The sequence below is a fragment of the Microcoleus sp. CAWBG27 genome (assembly GCF_020883145.1).
In the GTDB taxonomy this organism is placed as follows: Bacteria; Cyanobacteriota; Cyanobacteriia; order Cyanobacteriales; family Microcoleaceae; genus Microcoleus.
In genome coordinates this window covers 1-17,380 of sequence record NZ_JAHREU010000037.1, presented here as the reverse complement: position 1 = coordinate 17,380, position 17,380 = coordinate 1, and the positions used below count along the sequence as shown (strand labels likewise).

Sequence of the window (17,380 nt, the reverse complement as noted above, 5' to 3'; positions counted from 1 at the left end):
TTGTTTCCCCCCTTAATAAGGGGGGACTAAGGGGGGTAAATTTGACGAGAGCAAGAGTTCTAATCTACACTGCTACCGACTGCACACCCTACTAAAAAATAAACTTGTCGGGCGTGCAGTCGCCAGTTCGCTCATTTAAGTTAAAATAATTAGTTGGTAAATCTCATCAAATTTTCTGGATGAATCTACAAAACGATTCTAGTTACATTTATTTACACGGATTTGCTTCAAGTCCAGATTCAACTAAGGCTAAATATTTCCGCGATCGCTTTTTTTCCCTAGGAATTGACCTCAAAACTCCCGATCTCAATTACAATGATTTTTCGCGCCTCACTCTCACGCGCCAATTAGACCAAATAGAAACAGAATTTCTGCAAGTCCAATCCTCCGAATCTGTAGAAAATCTAAAAAATTTAGGGGAAGTTACCATCATTGGGTCGAGTTTTGGCGGGCTGACAGCGGCTTGGCTGGCCCAGCGACAATTATCAATAAAACAAATAGTTTTGTTAGCACCGGCTTTTCAATTTCTCTCCCATTGGCTGCCACAGTTGGGACAGCAACAGTTAGAAAAGTGGCAGTCTGAGAAATATTTGCCAGTTTACCACTACGGCGAACAGCGCTATTTGCCGTTGAATTATGAGTTTGTGACAGATATGGCTCAATACCCTGAAGAAAAATTAATGCGATCTGTTCCGACGTTAATTCTGCACGGCAAGCATGATACGATCGTACCGATTCAAGCTAGCAGAAGTTTTTCAGATAATCGTCCCTGGGTGAAATTAATCGAACTAGAGGACGATCATTCTTTGGGAAATGTCCTAGCGGAAATTTGGGAAGCGATGCAAAAGTTTTGCCAATTCAAAAATTAAAATTTGACAATGCCCAAAAATGGATACAATCCTCCGACTTAAGTCGTGAGAAACAAAAATTTTAGACAACGTTTAAACTCCAAGATTCCTGTGTGGAGTAAATCTAAAATCTCAAGTCTAAAATCTCAAATCTACTCACCAACTTGCTAGTTTCAAAAATCAAATGACTGAACAAGATAAATCGACTCGCACCTTAGCCGTTGACATTGGCGGAAGTGGCATCAAAGTTATGGTTTTGGACGCTGAAGGTGAACCCCAAACGGAACGCAGCCGTTTAGAAACGCCTCAACCCCCGAAGCCGGAACCGATACTGGAAACCATAGCCTCTTTGGCCAGCGGACAAGGCGAATTTGACCGAGTATCCGTCGGTTTTCCCGGCGTCGTATCCCGCGGCATCATCAAAACCGCAGTCAATTTAGATCCATCTTGGATTGATTTTGACCTAGCAATTACCCTCAAAGATCGATTGGGAAAACCTGTGCGAGTGGCTAACGATGCCGACATTCAAGGATTGGGAGCAATTGCTGGAACGGGAGTAGAATTAGTAATTACTCTCGGCACCGGTTTCGGTTCTGGTTTGTTTGTCGATGGTATCTTGGTACCCAATCTAGAATTAGGACATCACCCGTTTCGCAAAGGGGAAACTTACGAACAGCAATTAGGGCGATCCGCCTTAGATACAGTCGGCCCCAAAAGATGGAACCGCCGTCTGGAAAAAGCCCTCGTCTACCTGCAAAATCTCTTTAACTGCGATCGCCTTTACATCGGCGGCGGCAATACCAAAAAAATTGTTTTTGAGTTACCGCCACAAGTTAAAATAGTACCGAATGTCAGCGGTTTGTTGGGCGGAATTGCTTTGTGGCGCGATTAGTAATTTTCTTGCAAAAGTGTCCGTCAACATCAAACAAACCGGGTTTTTTGTCAGGATTAAAGGCAATAATCCAGTAGTTTCGTAAAAAACCCGGTTTCTGCGTCCAAGACAGACAGTTGATGGGGTTTCTGGCTTGTGCGACAGCCGTTTTTAAAATTATTCGCCCATCGGATCGCGGTACTTTTTGGGTTCATCCTTGCGAAACAGATTTGCCAAACCGAGGATGCCCAACAAACCCAAAGCACCCCAATGATTGTTGTCCCCTTTGCTTTCTTGAAAGGGAGTTGTGTCTAAAATAACTCGATTAGAATCAGTATTGTTCTGTGCCGGAGCGGAGTTTGTTTGAGCCTGAGCTGGCATGGCTGAAGGGAGAATAGCTAAACTCAAAGCTAGAAGCGCCGAAGCTGCATATTTATTCATTGTATGTTTCCAAATTTCAGCAGTTACTCTATCAAGATAATTAATTTGCCGCGATGCCTGCATCAATCGATCGACAGAAACTCAATTCCCCCTTTCCTCTTGCTTTTGAGATAGAACAAGCTTTATGCTAAGTTCAGATGCTTGCAAGCAGATTATCTAAAATAAAAAGTCGTAAATTATACCATGCTTCCGTTTATCAGAAAAGACTTAGCCGAACTTACCGCATACACTCCCCATCCGGGCGGCGCCTCAGGAGAATCAGCGCACTCGGAAATTGTACTCGATCGCCTAGACACCAACGAATGCCCTTACGATCTGCCAGAGGAATTAAAACAAAAGCTAGCTTGGACTTACCAGCAGTTAATTGAGACAAATCGCTATCCCGACGGAGGCCATGCAGCACTCAAAGAAGCGATCGCCCAATACGTCAACGAATCCCTAAATGCCCCCGGGCTAGGGGCTGAATCTATTCCTTTTCCCCCCCTTAACAAGGGCGGGCTAGGATCTGAATCTATTCCTGTCCCCCCCCTTAACAAGGCGGGACTAGGGGCTGAATCTATTCCTGTCCCCCCCCTTACCAAGGGGGGGCTAGGGGGGGTTCCACAGCCAAAAACTGTCATTACAGCCGACAATATCTCAGTCGGCAACGGTTCCGACGAACTAATTCGATCGCTCTTAATCGCCACTTGCTTGGGCGGCGCAGGCTCAATTTTCGTCGCCAATCCCACCTTTTCCATGTACGGAATTACCGCCACCACCCTGGGGATTCCCGTTGTTAGTGTCGGGCGAAACCCCGAGACTTTTGAAATCGACATCAATGCAGCTCAAAGGGCGATAGACCAAAATCAAAATCCCCCCGTCCGCATCGTCTTTGTCGTCCATCCCAACTCCCCCACAGCCAATGCTTTAACAATCAATGAAATAGAATGGCTGTCAAATTTGCCCGAAAATATCTTAGTAGTAATTGACGAAGCCTATTTTGAATTCAGCCAAAATACCTTAGCCGACAGATTGCACCAACATCCGAATTGGATAATTTTGCGAACATTTTCCAAAGCATTTCGCCTAGCGTCAATGAGAGTCGGATATGCGATCGCCCATCCCGAACTCACAGCCACCTTAGAAAAAATCCGGCTCCCCTACAACCTTCCCAGTTTCTCGCAGACAGCGGCAGAGTTTGCCCTCGCCCACCGGCAATTATTGCTAGCAGTAATTCCTGAAATTATCTCAGAAAGAGCCAAATTAATTGCAGCGCTAAGTCAGCATCAAAAACTGCAAGTTTGGCCGAGTGCAGCTAACTTCCTTTACCTGCGGGTGACAACTGCTGAGGGCGAATCGCCCGAACACAAACACCAACAAATCATGCAGCAGCTAAAAACTCAAGGTACTTTAATTCGCCACACAGGCGGAGGTTTGCGAATTACCGTGGGTACTCCCGACGAAAATGTGCGAACTTGCGATCGAATAGGAGAAATTTTTGACAAGTCATAATATTCGGTATCCAGTTTCTGCTCAACACAAAAATAAATTTGGAGAAGATATATATGCTTCAAGGAAAGGTTTTACGGGTTGCTCGTCCAACGGATTGCCTCGATCGAGTTGTTCATTTCTACACGGAGGGTTTAGGGCTGCAAATCCTCGATAGTTTTGAAAACCATGAAGATTTTGACGGAGTAATGGTTGGGATGCCAGGAGAAAGCCACCACTTTGAATTCATCCATCAACGGGGACATATTGTAGGTGGCGCTCCAACTAAAGACAATCTTATCGTCTTTTACCTTCCTAACCAACAAGAATGGCAGCAAGCTGTTGAGCGAATGAAAGCAATGGGATTTGAGCCTGTAAACTCCTACAATCCCTACTGGGACAAAGATGGAGTGACCTTTGAAGACCCAGATGGCTATCGAGTTGTTTTGCAGAATGCCGAGTGGAGCTTGTAGCAGCGCGATCGCAGCATAAGCTATCTACACCAATTTATAACCGATCATTTCCTTGTCGCGCCGCGCGAATAGTTTGGGGAAATACGCCGACTAAAAGTGCCAAAGCTCGATCGGGAATTTGTGCCACTGTTTCCGAATCAAAATATTGTTCAAACTGAGTTAAAATCATTTGTGCGCGTTCCGCAGCTACAGACTTTGCCGTTAACTGTTCCGTTAACCGCACCCAATGCCGCCTAATTCCGAAAGCTTTCTGTCTTTCTGCGGGAGATAGAGGGCAAACAAAACAAAAATCCCCCACAGGAATCGCCTGCTGCGAGTCAGCATCAAAAGCACCTCCAACGGCAGCACCAGGCCCGGCAAACTCCGCATGGAAGCCTTTAATCAAAATTAGACCGTTTCGGCGACGGCTATCTACCATCAACAGCTTGCCGCCGTTGATTTCTGCGAGAATGTCAGATGAGTGGGGGTGTTCAATCAAATCTGTGCCAAGGTTTCGATGTCCCAAGTCCCGATCGGCCCAAAGGCGGGATCGGACAATATAATTAGATGTATCAAGTTTTGGATGCTCTTGCTGTCGATCGAGATTATCCATTTAAACTTACACACAATAGTGTCACAAGGTGGTAGCTTGAGCGCGATCGAATATCAAATGCAGGTAGAACAAACAGTAGACATCCTCAAAGCAGATCTCCCGACGCTTTTTGAGAAAGACATTTCCTACGACATCTACACAAAAGATGTTTTTTTTCAAGACCCAGTTAACAAATTTAAAGGAAAAATCAACTATCGCATTATCTTTTGGACTTTGCGATTTCACGGGCAGCTATTTTTCACCGAGATTTACTTCGACCTGCACGACGTAAGTCAGACAACCCCTGATACTATTGTGGCAACTTGGACTGTTCGCGGGACACTGCGCGTACCCTGGAAAGCTCGGATCTTCTTCAACGGCTATTCTACATACAAGCTGGATCCAGAGGGCTTAATTTACCAACATATCGATACCTGGGACAGAGATCCCGGAGAGATTCTCCAGCAGTTTTTGGGCAAAGGCGAGGATGTCACCCCAGGATAGGCCAAAAAGGTCGATCGCACTCAACCATCCGCACCAGCAATTAGAGTAACCTATAGTTCGTCAAACAATCATCAGCCTTCCGATCAATTTTCTGCTATTTTTAAATACCTAAAATGATCGTCGCCCCAGATTAATTTTCTGCTATTTCCACTCCAGAAAAACATCATGGCTGATATTATCGAGACTGCCACCAATGCCGATTCTTTCAGAACACTCGTGACTGTTATTGAAGCAGCCGATTTGTTAAATTTATTGTAAAGTCCCGGCCCCTACACCGTCTTATACCAATTTTAAACGAAATAACAGTATTCTTGTCCCCCCCCTTGGCAAGGGGGGGCTAGGGGGGGTCTTCGAGTGTTGCACGATTTTAGAAAATTGGTATTACCACCCACTGACGAGCCCTTTACCAAAATTCCTAATCCTATTGCCTCTTGGATGGAAAACATACCCAAACTCAACAAAATTCTTACCTATCACATTCTGTCGGTTTGTAGTGAGGACTTTAGTCCGCAATCAGAGGACTAAAGTCCTCACTACAAACCTATGTTCTTAAACTAATTGTGCGAACCTAAAATTAAGCCCGATCGCGCCGGCAGCATCAATTCTAACTGCCGAGTTTTCCCTTCACCTTTCCAAACAAACTCGCCTTTACCAAACAGCAATTTCTCGTGAGGAGATTTCAAAGTAGCTGCTTCAAAACTAATATTTGCCTCTTCAGTCGCGACATTGACAGCAACAACTATTTCCTCATCCCCCAAAATTCGGGCAAAAACGTAAACCGTTCCCTCAGCAAATAGAATTTGGTAGTCTCCGGTGCGGAGGGCAGCGTATTTATGCCGCAAAGCTATCAACTGCTTGTGGTAATCTAAAACCTCAAGTTCCCAGTGAGCTTCTAAGGGAAAACCGCGGCGGGAATCAGGATCTAGAGCACCGGGTAAACCAACTTCATCGCCGTAGTAAATGCTAGGAGCTCCGGGAAAAGTTAACAGCAGCAAATTAGCTAGTTCTACGCTAGCTTTATCGCCTCCAGCAATTGAGATCAACCGGGCTGTATCGTGACTCGCCAACAAATTAAGTTGAGTTAGCTGTATCGGCCACGGGTACAGTTCCAAAACGTGCTGGATTTTGTCCCCGTACTCTTTAGCAAACAGCGGCGGATAGGGATGGTAAGAACGACCTTCAATTTGAGCTAAATCTACTCTGTCGCCCGCTGCAAAAGCAATAGTCGGCGCCGCAAACAGATAATTCATCACTCCGTCAAATTGACTGCCGTCGAGCCATTCTCTCGCATCTTCCCAAACTTCGCCGACAATGTAAGCTTCGGGATTAATTGCTTTGACTCGCTCTCGAAATTCTTGCCAAAATCCGGGAGTTTTAATTTCAAAAGGAACATCTAGCCGCCAGCCATCAATGCCGAATTTAATCCAGTATTCGGCAATTTCCATGATGTATTCTCGTACTTCTGGATTGTCGTGATTGAATTCCGGCAAGGCTCGATTGCCATCCCAACCTGCGTAATTAGCAGGAAAATTACCGTCGTAGGCAGATAGCGGCCAGCCTTCTATTTTAAACCAATCTACCCAAGGAGAATGGGGGCCGTTTTCGAGGATATCGTGGAAGAAGAAAAAGCCGCGGCTGGCGTGGTTGAATACGCCGTCGAGTACGATTTTGATGTTGCGATCGTGGGCGGCGTCTAGAAGCTCTTTAAACGCTGGATTGCCACCCAACATCGGATCGACTTGATAGTAGTCGTGGGTGTGGTAGCGGTGATTGCAGGCCGACTGAAATATCGGGGTGAAATAAATTGCGTTAATACCTAAGTCTTGCAGGTAGTCTAGCTGTTCCATAACGCCCCACAAGTCGCCGCCTTTGTAGCCTTGGAGGGTGGGAATTTCGTGCCATTCTTCCCAGATGAAGTTTTGCAGGAGGCGTTTGCGCGGCTGTTTGCTTTTAGCGAAGCGATCGGGGAATATTTGGTAGAATACCGCGTGTTTAACCCAGTCCGGCGTTTGGATTTGCATACAATTTTCCTGTCTTTTACAGCTTAGGCTACATTAGCAGATGTTTCTAGGAGATCTAGCTTTTGGTAGAGAATAGACGCTCGATCGAGTTTTGTCGATCAAAAAATCGTAAAATATAGCCTTTCTCAGATAGATGATGTATCATGTAACTGACAAAAACGGAGTGAGCAATATAGAACCCAAAAGGTAATGCAGCTCTAATTAAAGGTCGCGCTCGCAGCAGCCGATCGAGTGAAAGCGACGATCGACCCCGACTCAGCCGCAGCAGCCGATCAAGTGAAAGCGACGATCGACCCTGACTCAGCCTCTCGACTCACAACTATTAATGATCGACTCACAACTATAATTGTACCTCCTCTTTTTGAGAAAGGCTAGATGCGAACCTTAATTATTGACAACTATGACTCTTATACCTTTAATCTGTACCAGATGATTGCTGAGGTAAATGGGGAGCTGCCTCTGGTAATTCGTAACGATCGGCTTAACTGGGATGAAGTCAAAGAAATTGCATTCGACAATATTGTAATTTCTCCAGGTCCCGGTCGTCCAGAAAGGTCAGAAGATTTTGGAGTCTGCCGACAGATAATTGAGAAAGTGGATGTGCCCTTGCTGGGAGTTTGTCTGGGGCATCAAGGACTTGGCTACCTACATGGTGGAAAAGTGATTCATGCACCGGAAGTTCGACACGGTAGACTCAGTAAAATTTATCACAATGATTCGGAATTATTCCAAGGCATTCCCAGTCAATTTTCTGTGGTGCGCTATAACTCCCTGTTAGTTGCTGATGAACTACCTGAGTGCCTAGAAAAAATTGCTTGGACTGAAGAAGGACTGGTGATGGGATTGCGTCATCGGCATCTACCTTTTTGGGGGGTGCAGTTTCACCCAGAGTCTATCTGTACAGAATATGGACAAAGATTAATAGAAAACTTTAGAGAGATTACGCTGCAATTTACTGAGAAGTCATCAAGAAGTTCAGTAAAACAGTATTGGACAGGATATGGATCTGTTGCTCCTGCTATAGATGACTCCTACCAAGAAGAGTCTCAGCAGTTTGAATTGTATACGCGGAAGTTGGATATTTGCCCAAATACAGAACAAATATTTGTACAGTTGTTTGAGGATGCACCGAACGCTTTTTGGCTAGATAGCAGCCGTGTGGAACTTGGTCTATCTCGCTTCTCGTTTATGGGTGACGGAAGCGGGGTAAACAGTCTATTGGTGCGATACCATACTCTAACCCAAGAACTTATTATCACACAGTCAGATCGGGTGACCCATCGCAGAGAAAGTATTTTCGAGTATCTCAAACGAGAAATTGACCTCCGAAGTTGCCAAGCTGATGGTTTACCGTTTGATTTTAATTGTGGATTTGTTGGCTATTTTGGCTATGAACTCAAGGCAGAGTCGGGATCGTCATTGGTGCATTCTTCACCATTACCTGATGCAATTTTCTTACTTGCCGATCGCATCATTGCCATCGATCACCAAGAACAGTGTCTTTATTTGCTCCAATTAATCAAAAAAGGACAAACAGAACAGGTAGAAACTTGGTTTGATACTATCCAACAACAACTCGAAACCCTTGCGCCTCTGGCAACCCTTGTACCCCAGGGAAATTCTCAGCCAGTCAAGTTCCGTTTGAGTCGCACTTACCAAAATTACATCCAAGATATCCACCAGTGCTTGGACGAAATTCACGAAGGGGAAACCTATCAAGTTTGCCTGACGAATCAGCTTCACACCGATGCGATCCCCGACCCATTGACGTTCTATCGGACATTACGTAAAATCAATCCTGCTCCTTACTCTGCATTTTTGCGCTTTGGTGAGATAGCGATCGCCTGTTCATCTCCAGAACGGTTTTTGCGGATCGATCGCCAAGGTTGGGTAGAAACTAAGCCCATTAAGGGAACGCTACACCGAGGAGAAACCCCTGAAGCAGATTTTATCCTCCGAGAGCAGCTACGCAACAGCGAAAAAGACCGGGCTGAAAATCTGATGATTGTGGATCTGTTACGCAATGATTTGGGACGAGTCTGTGAAGTGGGTAGCGTTCAGGTACCGAAGTTAATGGATGTGGAAACCTATGCAACAGTACATCAGTTGGTGACAACGATACGCGGGCGGTTACGTTCAAATCTACAAGCGGTGGATTGCGTGCGGGCTTCATTTCCGGGAGGATCGATGACTGGTGCCCCCAAAATCCGCACTATGCAAATTATCGATCGCCTGGAACAAGAGGCGCGGGGAGTTTATTCCGGGGCGATCGGCTTTTTGGGCTTGAATGGTTCAGCCGATTTGAATATTGTGATTCGGACTGCTGTTTTGACACCCGATCGAACCTCGATTGGTATCGGTGGCGGAATTATAGCGCTTTCCGATCCTGAGATGGAGTTTCAGGAAACGCTGCTTAAAGCCAAAGCCTTAATCGACGCTCTGGTTCTGACAATGCACGGAACATCTGAACCAGACACATATCACATTCTGTGATTAGAAACAACAACTACGGATGGTTATGAAAAATTAACTGAGTAAATCAGGGGCTTAAAAAAGGATGGAGATTTGTCTGGTATAGTTTGTGTATTAGAGGTAAAATTCAGCCATGAATCAGCTCGAACAGTTTAGACAAGAAATTGATGCCTTAGATGCTCAGATTATTGAAGTGTTAGGTAAACGATTTGAAGTGTGTAGACAGGTTGCTCATTTCAAAAAAGCAGAGGGGATTCCCATGATGCAACCGGGACGAGTAGAAGAAGTGAAGAAGCGCCGTCAGGAGCTAGGTATAGAACAGGGGATTACCCCTGATTTCATGCTTCATTTGTACAGTTTAATCATTCAAGAAAGCTGTCGGATGGAAGATGAAATTATTGAAAAAAATTGATTCAAGGAGATTAAAATTTTATGGTTCTGGATGCTAGAAATCACGACCCTGCTCAAGAGATTGCCGCCGAGAAAGTTTTGCTCGATCGGTTGGATACATACTACTCAGATATTATCAGTTGGTTTTTTCAAACAATCCTGAAAGATTCAACACCAACCAAAATTCTGGATGTGGGTTGTGGAACAGGTCATCTCTTAGAGGTTTGCGATCGCACATTGAAGGCGATCGTCACCCCATCTTTTTATGGAGTCGATCTCAATCAGTATTTGATTACCAATGCCAGCCAGCGGTTTCCATCCTATCAATTTGAGGCGGCAGATGCGACTCACCTGCCTTATCCAGATGAAACTTTCGATCTCGTTTATGTTGCGGCTGTGCTTGCTCATGTACCAAGGGCGGCAGACATCTTAAAAGAAATGGTGCGAGTCACTAAGATAGGTGGAACGATCGCAGTTTTAGATCAAGATTTTGAAACGGCGGTGCTTTATCCCGGTGACAAGCAACTCACCCGCAGTGTTCTCAATGCTGCCGCCGATTACTGGAGCGATGGTTGGATGGGTCGAAAATTACCCAGTATGTTTAAGCATTTAGGACTGACTGACATCACAGTTGATGCCCGTGTTCGCATCGATCGCGACTTTGACAAACCTTTCTTTGAGCGAATTCGCAACTGGATTGTGGAAGCAGGGTTTCCCTCTGATCGAGCAGAACGATGGTTTTCAGAGCTTTGTCAACAAGCAAGTGTCGATGAGTTCTTATTTACTCGTAACTGGTACGCAGTTGCCGGAATCAAACAGTTCAAGAGTCTCAACGAATAATTCAGTTATGCCCAGATATTAGGTCAATGAATACTATTTACTTTGATTCTAGCGTTAAAGACGATGTAAGACGGCAGCGTCTTTATAATGGTCAACTTTTTGTCTTTTCTGCTTGTCCAAGTGTGATCGCACTCCACCAATTGGTCTGCGATCTGCTCGAAGCAACTTTCGGTTCACCGATACCTTCAGTAATAGAGGACGGTTTGCCAGTTGAGAAATTTTTGGCTGCTGAATCTTCCCTCAAACACCAGATTATGAATCACCCTCAAACCAAGCAACTGGTTCAGTCGCTGCTGCAAGAGTTTGAGTGTGACTTAAGCAAGACTTATTTTGATTTACCACAGTTACGAATCGTACCTGCCCGAGGCTATTTGCCGAACAATGAAGGAATGTTTCACGATCCGCATCGAGATACTTGGTATGCTGCACCTCAGTGCTTAATCAACTGGTGGATACCCATCTCCGAATTTGAATCTGAAAGTGCATTGGCATTCCATCCCTTGTACTGGAAGCAGCCAGTCAACAATGACTCTCGTAGCTTTAATCAAGAACAAGATTATAAAAACAACTTTCGGGAGGCTGAATTTCCGCATCCAGAACAACAGATCGAAATTGAGCCGGAAATTCGGATCGTCTGTCCGGCAGGGGGAGTAATTCTCTTTTCAGGGGCACAGATGCACTCTGCTGTTCCGAATACATCGGGGTCAACGCGCTTCAGTCTTGACTTTAGAACCGTGCATTACGACGACATTCTCACAAACAATGGTGCAGCCAATATCGATTCTTACTCAACAGTTGCCCTATTGACCGATTTCATGCGAGGTACAGACCTGGCCAAGTTTTCTGAAGAGGTGATTGCCAGCGCTTCTAAAAACCTACTCAAACCTACCCCTCTTCTGTGACTATCCGGATTGAAAAAGTAAGAAATAAGCCCAGATTAATCAGAAGAATAAAAGTTTAAATAATTGAAAAATTAATGGGAAAGTTATATTTTCATATATTCCATACGCATTAACTGAAACTATTCCACGATCTACTTTACCTATTTCTGGTACGGTAAATACCGAGCGACTAACTCATCAGATATGTTTGCTCTTCATTCATTGGCAATACCACCAAAAATTACCGTCAATCGATTTGAGATTTGAAAAATTGAAGAATTGAAGAAAGCGAACCCGCGGATGGCGAAACCAGCTTTAGGGGTAGTTTACCTCCCCATAATTTATTCCTGGGTATTTTAACTCATAACTCGATCGCTCAAAACTCAAAACTCAAAACTTCCTCGCTCCCCCCCTTGTCAAGAAGCCCTCACCATCCGACACTGGACTTGGAGAGTTAATCGACCCTAGGGAGAAAGTTCCTTGAAAAAAGTCTTAGCCATCATCCTCGGTGGCGGTGTAGGCACCCGCCTTTACCCCCTAACCAAACTGCGAGCCAAACCCGCAGTTCCCCTCGCAGGTAAATATCGCCTCATCGATATTCCTGTGAGCAACTGCATCAACTCGCAAATAGTCAAAATTTACGTCCTCACCCAATTCAACTCGGCATCCCTCAACCGGCACATCTCTCGCACTTACCAGTTTTCTGGCTTCACCGAGGGATTTGTCGAGGTACTCGCCGCCCAGCAAACTCAGGAAAACCCCAACTGGTTTCAAGGGACAGCGGATGCAGTTCGCCAATATCTTTCGCTGCTAGAACAGTGGGACGTTGACGAATACTTGATTCTGTCAGGCGACCACCTCTACCGCATGGACTACCAAAAGTTTGTCGATAGACACCGCGAAACCAATGCCGATATCACCCTCTCCGTTTTGCCGATGGACGAGAAGCGGGCCTCGGATTTTGGTTTGATGAAAATCGACGACAACGGCCGCATTATTTCTTTCAGCGAAAAGCCAAAAGGCGATGCGCTCAAACAAATGCAGGTGGATACTACTAAACTGGGACTGACACCGCAGCAGGCTCAGGAAAGTCCTTACATTGCTTCGATGGGGATTTACGTCTTCAAAAAAGAAGTTCTGATTAAACTCCTGAAAGAATCTCCCAACCAAACTGATTTTGGTAAAGAGATTATTCCGAATTCTTCAAAAGACCACAACGTTCAAGCTTATTTGTTTGACGATTATTGGGAAGATATCGGAACCATTGAGGCTTTTTATGATGCTAACTTGGCGCTGACAAAACAGCCTAAGCCTCCTTTCAGTTTCTACGATGAAAATGCGCCGATTTATACTCGCCCGCGTTTCTTGCCGCCGACTAAGCTTTTAGATACTCACGTGACGGAATCAATTATTGCTGAAGGCTGCATTCTCAAACAGTGCCGCATTGACCATTCTGTGTTGGGAGTTCGAGCGCGCATTGAAGCTGGATGTACGATTCAAGATAGCCTGCTTATGGGTGCTGACTTCTACGAACCCGACGCGGAACGGCATTCGAGTTTAGACCACGGTGGTGTCGCCCTCGGTATCGGTGCAGATACTACAATTCGCCGCGCGATTGTGGACAAAAATGCCCGCATCGGCCGGAACGTTCAAATCATTAATAAAGACCGAGTGGAAGAAGCCAACCGCGAAAACCAAGGTTTTTACATCCGCAGCGGCATTGTCGTAGTCCTGAAAAACGCCACGATTCCTGATGGAACTATCATTTAGTTATTAGTCATTAGTCATTAGTCGTCAGTCATTAGTTTTTTAAGTTAAAATCTGTTATCTGTCAGCCAGTGACTGATGATAAATAAATAAATTAGTGACAGATAACCAATGACTGATGACTGATGACTGATGACTGATGATTTTTTTTACTTCATTATTAATTGCAACTGTTGGTGCAAGGCTGTCGAAATATTTGGCTTCATTCAAACTCAGGCGCATTAATAAGGAACAGTCTCTGTTACGGTCTGCGGTGATACGCGTATGTTCGATCGCCTGCGTCTGGCGGATTGCTTCTGATTCTTGTATTTGCGCTCGTAGCACGACTGACAAATGCGCTGCCCGTTTCTTAGCATCACACAACTTTCGGAACTATCTTTCCAATCGTCGCAGCAGCCGCAAGGCCAACTTAGCAAATAATTCATGATGTTATCACCCTCGTAACGTTAATAAGTTATTGAGTTACCATCTTATCTTAATTTTTTTTGAAGTGTGTGCTCTAGTTAACAGACAGCAGATATATTTTGTTATATTTTATGACTTAAAGGTATAGATGTGGTGTTAAAATAAAAAAGTATAGCACCAGTAGTGTCAGAAAAAAATATATCCAAAGGCTGTTGAATTAATGTACGCTTGATGGTAGAATTGAGTCAGAATTAAGGTAGCAGATTTGGACGGGAGTTGCTGATGAGAACCTGCTAGGATTTGCATTGAGCGAAAAGCTAAAGAAAGAAAAGTTCGTAGGCGTAAGCTAAGGAAGTAGCCATCGCACCGCGCACGGTAAAAAAAGATCGATCGCCAGTGGCAGTCAACCCAACGGGCGATCGCGCCCACAACCGCAGCAGCTTTCCCGGGTTCACCTCAACTCTCCCCACACTCTCACCAGCTATCGCAGCCACACCAAAATCGCAAAGACTTACTACTCCTCAAAATCTCCAACAGCAGCGGGGTGCGGAAATTGCGATGTCCCGCAAGCAACAACCGAACTCGATCGAGTCCAAAACTTTGATAACCTATAATTTGAAGAAGGAAGAAGCAAGAAGGAAGAGGAAAGAGGGTAAAGGACTATAACGGCTTCGCTCGGGATAACAAGAGGGAAGAAGGAAGAAGCAATCTTCCGTAAGGGTTTCAGGAATTAACAACCTCCTCACCGTCAGGCGCGGTTGCTATAACTCGCCATCCTGCTAATTTGGGATTTATCCTTTCTCACAACTAACAACTAACAACTAATAACTAATAAAGAGAGGATTACTTAATGGCTGCAACAGATTTTAAAGACTATTACGCTATTTTGGGACTCAACAAAACCGCCAGCTCTGACGAAATTAAAAAAACTTTTCGCAAACTAGCCCGGAAATATCACCCGGATATGAATCCTGGGAACAAAGAAGCCGAAGCTCGTTTTAAAGAAGTAAACGAAGCTTACGAAGTGCTTTCAGATCCAGAAAAACGCAAAAAATACGACCAATACGGTCAATACTGGAAGCAAGCGGCGGCAACTCCCAGCGGATGGCCGGGCTCAGGCGCTACGAATGTAGACTTTGGTGGCGTTGACTTCAGCCAGTACGGCAGTTTTGACGAATTTATTAATGCCTTGCTGGGGCGCGCAGCTAGCAGTGGAGGTAGTAGTAGCAGCCGCAGCAGCAAGTGGAATTACAGCAGCCAGCGCACCAGCACCGGCGGGGCTACTGGTTTTGGCGGATTTGAAGATTTCGCTGGCTACGATAACCGCAGCGCCGGAGGTACTCGCGACACTGAGGTGACAATTTCGCTGACTCTGGGGGAAGCATTTCGGGGAACTTCCAAGCGAGTCGCTACTGGTGAAGTTTCAATACCTGCGGGAGTGAAAACCGGCAGCAAAATTCGAGTCAAAGGCAAAGGTCAAATTGACCCGTACACGAAGCAGCAGGGAGATTTGTACCTAAAGTTAGAAGTTTTGCCTCACCCTTTCTTTCAGTTTGAGGGAGATAATTTGGTCTGCGAAGTGCCGATAACTCCAGATGAAGCGGTTTTGGGAGCTTCTATTGAAGTGCTCGCGCCTGAAGGTATGATAACTGTAAAATTTCCCGCAGGAATGCGATCGGGTCAGTCTTTGCGGTTGCGCGGGAAGGGATGGCCGAAACCGAAGAAAGACGAACGCACGGATTTGTTGGTCAAAATTGCGATCGTCCCGCCGAAAGAACTGAGTGCTGTAGAACGCGAATGCTACGAAAAAATCAAGGCCGATCGCACTTTTAATCCCCGCAGCACTTTAAACCAGATGGCACTTTAATCTTAATTCTCAGAAGCAACCACTGGTGCGATCGGCTAATACCGTTTAGAAAAAAGGTTGCTACAAGAAATTTGTTGGGTTTGTTTCGTTCACCCAATGTGTAAGGTGCGTCGCTATTAGATTCTAGATGAAATGCCAAAGATTTAAGAATGGCGGCGCACTCTACGAATTGACCCGTGACACCTAACTCTATATTAGACCGTTAGAAAATAGGTTGCTATAAGAAAATTGTTGGGCAGACTGAAAATCCGGGTTGTTTAGTCCACCCAATGTGTAAAGTGCGTCGCTATTAGATTGTAGTTGAAATGCCAGAGATTGAAGAAGGGAGCCACACCCGCTCGATTACGGCGTTGCACGATTTTGAAAAAATGATATAGCAATCCTTGCATCATTTTTATAATTCTTGTAGGGGTTCTTTAAGAGCCAGGTTGCCCCGATAGATAGGGGGTAGGCACGGGGACACTACCCCTACAAATATTGATGAATCATTTAGGATTGCTATATTACTCATCAGTAGCTGTTAGCTGACTGGGTTGGCGACCTTGCTTGATGTTAATGCTAATTTTTTTAGCTCCTTTCTTCTCCAAATCTTTGATGTAGCCGTTGGTACTATTAGAAGCTTCATCCTTGCTTTCGTAAGGGCCAAAGTAATAGGTGCGTTTGGGTGAATCTGTGTCAACTTCTACCCACCACTCGCGACTTCTACTGCCACCAATCGGTTGAGTGAGTATCCAGAAAGCAGCGACGTACATACCGAATATATAAAGTCCAAACATAGTAGGTGTCCCCGCAGTCAAGTAGTTTTTACTGTCCTTAAGTTAGCAGGACGAATAGCTCGATCGACTCATCCTCAGTGCTGATTTAACGGCCGTAATTGTTGAGAGTTCATGCTGGTCAGCATCAGCATTTTGGTGGAGAAAAGGCTGAGTTTTAATGACATCTACAAAAAAATCCGCAAAGCAACAACTAGAATAAAATGATGCTTATTTTTATTGTTGAGGCTTGAGTTATGGCAGCCACGCCCGACGATGAGAAAGTTTTTAATTGCTGAAACCGTTGTGGAAGATTTCGCCTTCCTTCTTCCGATTTATATTTCTCTTTTTGGATAATTGAAAACTCAAACTGAACGGATATCTGTACAGTTTTGTTCGTAGCGCCGACTTGAGTCGGCTCTCTGGCTGCGGACTTAAGTCCGCACTACGAACCGTTTTTGTTATAGTTTTGTTCGTAGCGCCGACTTGAGTCGGCTCTCTGGCTGCGGACTTAAGTCCGCACTACGAACCGTTTTTGTTATAGTTTTGTTCGTAGCGCCGACTTGAGTCGGCTCTCTGGCTGCGGACTTAAGTCCGCACTACGAACCGCAGTTTTGTTCGTAGCGCGGACTTGAGTCCGCTCTCTAGTTGCGGACTTAAGTCCGCACTACAAACCGTTTTTGTTATCCCACATTCCGCAGATGTGGGTTTGATTTTTTTACCAGTTGTGAAAACTGGAAGCCCAAAAACTTTTGGGCTGAACCTATGCGGTTTTAGAGTTACAGATACTTGTCAAATTCACCTAAAATA

General features: G+C 45.1%; 17 protein-coding genes. 12 read left to right on the top strand and 5 right to left on the bottom strand.

Going from position 1 to position 17,380, the window contains the following annotated elements; genetic code table 11:
- Positions 1-179: 179 nt before the first annotated feature.
- A complete protein-coding gene (locus QZ938_RS19865) occupies positions 180-869 on the top strand; it encodes a YqiA/YcfP family alpha/beta fold hydrolase (protein WP_293146788.1) in 690 nt (229 codons plus the stop codon).
- Between the two features lie 163 nt (positions 870-1,032).
- Positions 1,033-1,740: an ROK family protein gene (locus tag QZ938_RS19860; RefSeq protein ID WP_293352905.1), complete on the top strand. Its 708-nt coding sequence runs from the start codon at positions 1,033-1,035 to the stop codon at positions 1,738-1,740.
- Between the two features lie 156 nt (positions 1,741-1,896).
- Here the strand turns inward: QZ938_RS19860 and QZ938_RS19855 are convergent, their stop codons facing one another.
- Complete coding sequence (locus QZ938_RS19855) at positions 1,897-2,160, bottom strand: WGxxGxxG family protein (protein WP_293352903.1); 264 nt, start codon at positions 2,158-2,160, stop codon at positions 1,897-1,899.
- Between the two features lie 183 nt (positions 2,161-2,343).
- Between QZ938_RS19855 and QZ938_RS19850 the strand changes: the two genes are divergently transcribed.
- Positions 2,344-3,651, top strand: a complete 1,308-nt coding sequence (locus tag QZ938_RS19850) for a histidinol-phosphate transaminase (protein WP_293352901.1) — start codon at positions 2,344-2,346, stop codon at positions 3,649-3,651.
- 53 nt (positions 3,652-3,704) lie between these two features.
- Complete coding sequence (locus QZ938_RS19845) at positions 3,705-4,100, top strand: VOC family protein (protein WP_293146782.1); 396 nt, start codon at positions 3,705-3,707, stop codon at positions 4,098-4,100.
- A 34-nt stretch (positions 4,101-4,134) separates the two neighbouring features.
- Here QZ938_RS19845 and QZ938_RS19840 read toward each other — a convergent pair whose 3' ends face one another.
- Complete coding sequence (locus QZ938_RS19840) at positions 4,135-4,692, bottom strand: hypothetical protein (protein WP_293146780.1); 558 nt, start codon at positions 4,690-4,692, stop codon at positions 4,135-4,137.
- Positions 4,693-4,749: 57 nt separating this feature from the next.
- On the opposite strand from QZ938_RS19840, the gene QZ938_RS19835 reads away from it, so the two are divergent.
- On the top strand, positions 4,750-5,175 hold the full coding sequence (locus tag QZ938_RS19835; RefSeq protein WP_293352959.1) for a DUF2358 domain-containing protein: 426 nt from the start codon (positions 4,750-4,752) through the stop codon (positions 5,173-5,175).
- A gap of 554 nt (positions 5,176-5,729) precedes the next feature.
- On the opposite strand, the gene QZ938_RS19830 is transcribed toward QZ938_RS19835, so the two are convergent.
- Entirely contained in the window at positions 5,730-7,196 is a 1,467-nt protein-coding gene (locus QZ938_RS19830) for an alpha-amylase family glycosyl hydrolase (protein WP_293352899.1), read from the bottom strand.
- A 375-nt stretch (positions 7,197-7,571) separates the two neighbouring features.
- On the opposite strand from QZ938_RS19830, the gene pabB reads away from it, so the two are divergent.
- The 5 genes from pabB (at position 7,572) to QZ938_RS19805 (ending at position 13,549) form a co-directional block, all read left to right on the top strand.
- Complete coding sequence (gene pabB / locus QZ938_RS19825; RefSeq protein ID WP_293146776.1) at positions 7,572-9,689, top strand: aminodeoxychorismate synthase component I; 2,118 nt, start codon at positions 7,572-7,574, stop codon at positions 9,687-9,689.
- Between the two features lie 112 nt (positions 9,690-9,801).
- Entirely contained in the window at positions 9,802-10,080 is a 279-nt protein-coding gene (locus QZ938_RS19820; RefSeq protein ID WP_293146775.1) for a chorismate mutase, read from the top strand.
- A gap of 20 nt (positions 10,081-10,100) precedes the next feature.
- A complete protein-coding gene (locus tag QZ938_RS19815) occupies positions 10,101-10,898 on the top strand; it encodes a methyltransferase domain-containing protein (protein WP_293146773.1) in 798 nt (265 codons plus the stop codon).
- Positions 10,899-10,924: 26 nt separating this feature from the next.
- Positions 10,925-11,800: a phytanoyl-CoA dioxygenase family protein gene (locus QZ938_RS19810; RefSeq protein ID WP_293146772.1), complete on the top strand. Its 876-nt coding sequence runs from the start codon at positions 10,925-10,927 to the stop codon at positions 11,798-11,800.
- Between the two features lie 459 nt (positions 11,801-12,259).
- Complete coding sequence (locus QZ938_RS19805; RefSeq protein ID WP_293146770.1) at positions 12,260-13,549, top strand: glucose-1-phosphate adenylyltransferase; 1,290 nt, start codon at positions 12,260-12,262, stop codon at positions 13,547-13,549.
- A gap of 54 nt (positions 13,550-13,603) precedes the next feature.
- Here QZ938_RS19805 and QZ938_RS19800 read toward each other — a convergent pair whose 3' ends face one another.
- Positions 13,604-13,879 carry a hypothetical protein gene (locus QZ938_RS19800; RefSeq protein ID WP_293146768.1) on the bottom strand — a complete coding sequence of 92 codons (276 nt, stop codon included), beginning with the start codon at positions 13,877-13,879 and terminating at the stop codon, positions 13,604-13,606.
- Between the two features lie 468 nt (positions 13,880-14,347).
- Between QZ938_RS19800 and QZ938_RS19795 the strand changes: the two genes are divergently transcribed.
- On the top strand, positions 14,348-14,617 hold the full coding sequence (locus QZ938_RS19795; RefSeq protein ID WP_293352897.1) for a hypothetical protein: 270 nt from the start codon (positions 14,348-14,350) through the stop codon (positions 14,615-14,617).
- A gap of 184 nt (positions 14,618-14,801) precedes the next feature.
- Positions 14,802-15,818: a J domain-containing protein gene (locus QZ938_RS19790; RefSeq protein WP_293352895.1), complete on the top strand. Its 1,017-nt coding sequence runs from the start codon at positions 14,802-14,804 to the stop codon at positions 15,816-15,818.
- A gap of 503 nt (positions 15,819-16,321) precedes the next feature.
- Here the strand turns inward: QZ938_RS19790 and QZ938_RS19785 are convergent.
- Positions 16,322-16,594, bottom strand: coding sequence for a DUF1816 domain-containing protein (locus tag QZ938_RS19785; protein ID WP_293146764.1), 273 nt, complete (start codon positions 16,592-16,594; stop codon positions 16,322-16,324).
- Positions 16,595-17,380 lie beyond the last annotated feature (786 nt).

Coding starts and splice junctions, on each gene's coding strand:
- QZ938_RS19830 (WP_293352899.1), bottom strand. CDS start 7,196: ATGCAAATCCAAACGCCGGACTGGGTTAAACACGCGGTATTCTACCAA.
- QZ938_RS19810 (WP_293146772.1), top strand. CDS start 10,925: ATGAATACTATTTACTTTGATTCTAGCGTTAAAGACGATGTAAGACGG.
- QZ938_RS19845 (WP_293146782.1), top strand. CDS start 3,705: ATGCTTCAAGGAAAGGTTTTACGGGTTGCTCGTCCAACGGATTGCCTC.
- QZ938_RS19865 (WP_293146788.1), top strand. CDS start 180: ATGAATCTACAAAACGATTCTAGTTACATTTATTTACACGGATTTGCT.
- QZ938_RS19860 (WP_293352905.1), top strand. CDS start 1,033: ATGACTGAACAAGATAAATCGACTCGCACCTTAGCCGTTGACATTGGC.
- pabB (WP_293146776.1), top strand. CDS start 7,572: ATGCGAACCTTAATTATTGACAACTATGACTCTTATACCTTTAATCTG.
- QZ938_RS19850 (WP_293352901.1), top strand. CDS start 2,344: ATGCTTCCGTTTATCAGAAAAGACTTAGCCGAACTTACCGCATACACT.
- QZ938_RS19840 (WP_293146780.1), bottom strand. CDS start 4,692: ATGGATAATCTCGATCGACAGCAAGAGCATCCAAAACTTGATACATCT.
- QZ938_RS19855 (WP_293352903.1), bottom strand. CDS start 2,160: ATGAATAAATATGCAGCTTCGGCGCTTCTAGCTTTGAGTTTAGCTATT.
- QZ938_RS19835 (WP_293352959.1), top strand. CDS start 4,750: ATGCAGGTAGAACAAACAGTAGACATCCTCAAAGCAGATCTCCCGACG.
- QZ938_RS19790 (WP_293352895.1), top strand. CDS start 14,802: ATGGCTGCAACAGATTTTAAAGACTATTACGCTATTTTGGGACTCAAC.
- QZ938_RS19820 (WP_293146775.1), top strand. CDS start 9,802: ATGAATCAGCTCGAACAGTTTAGACAAGAAATTGATGCCTTAGATGCT.
- QZ938_RS19815 (WP_293146773.1), top strand. CDS start 10,101: ATGGTTCTGGATGCTAGAAATCACGACCCTGCTCAAGAGATTGCCGCC.
- QZ938_RS19785 (WP_293146764.1), bottom strand. CDS start 16,594: ATGTTTGGACTTTATATATTCGGTATGTACGTCGCTGCTTTCTGGATA.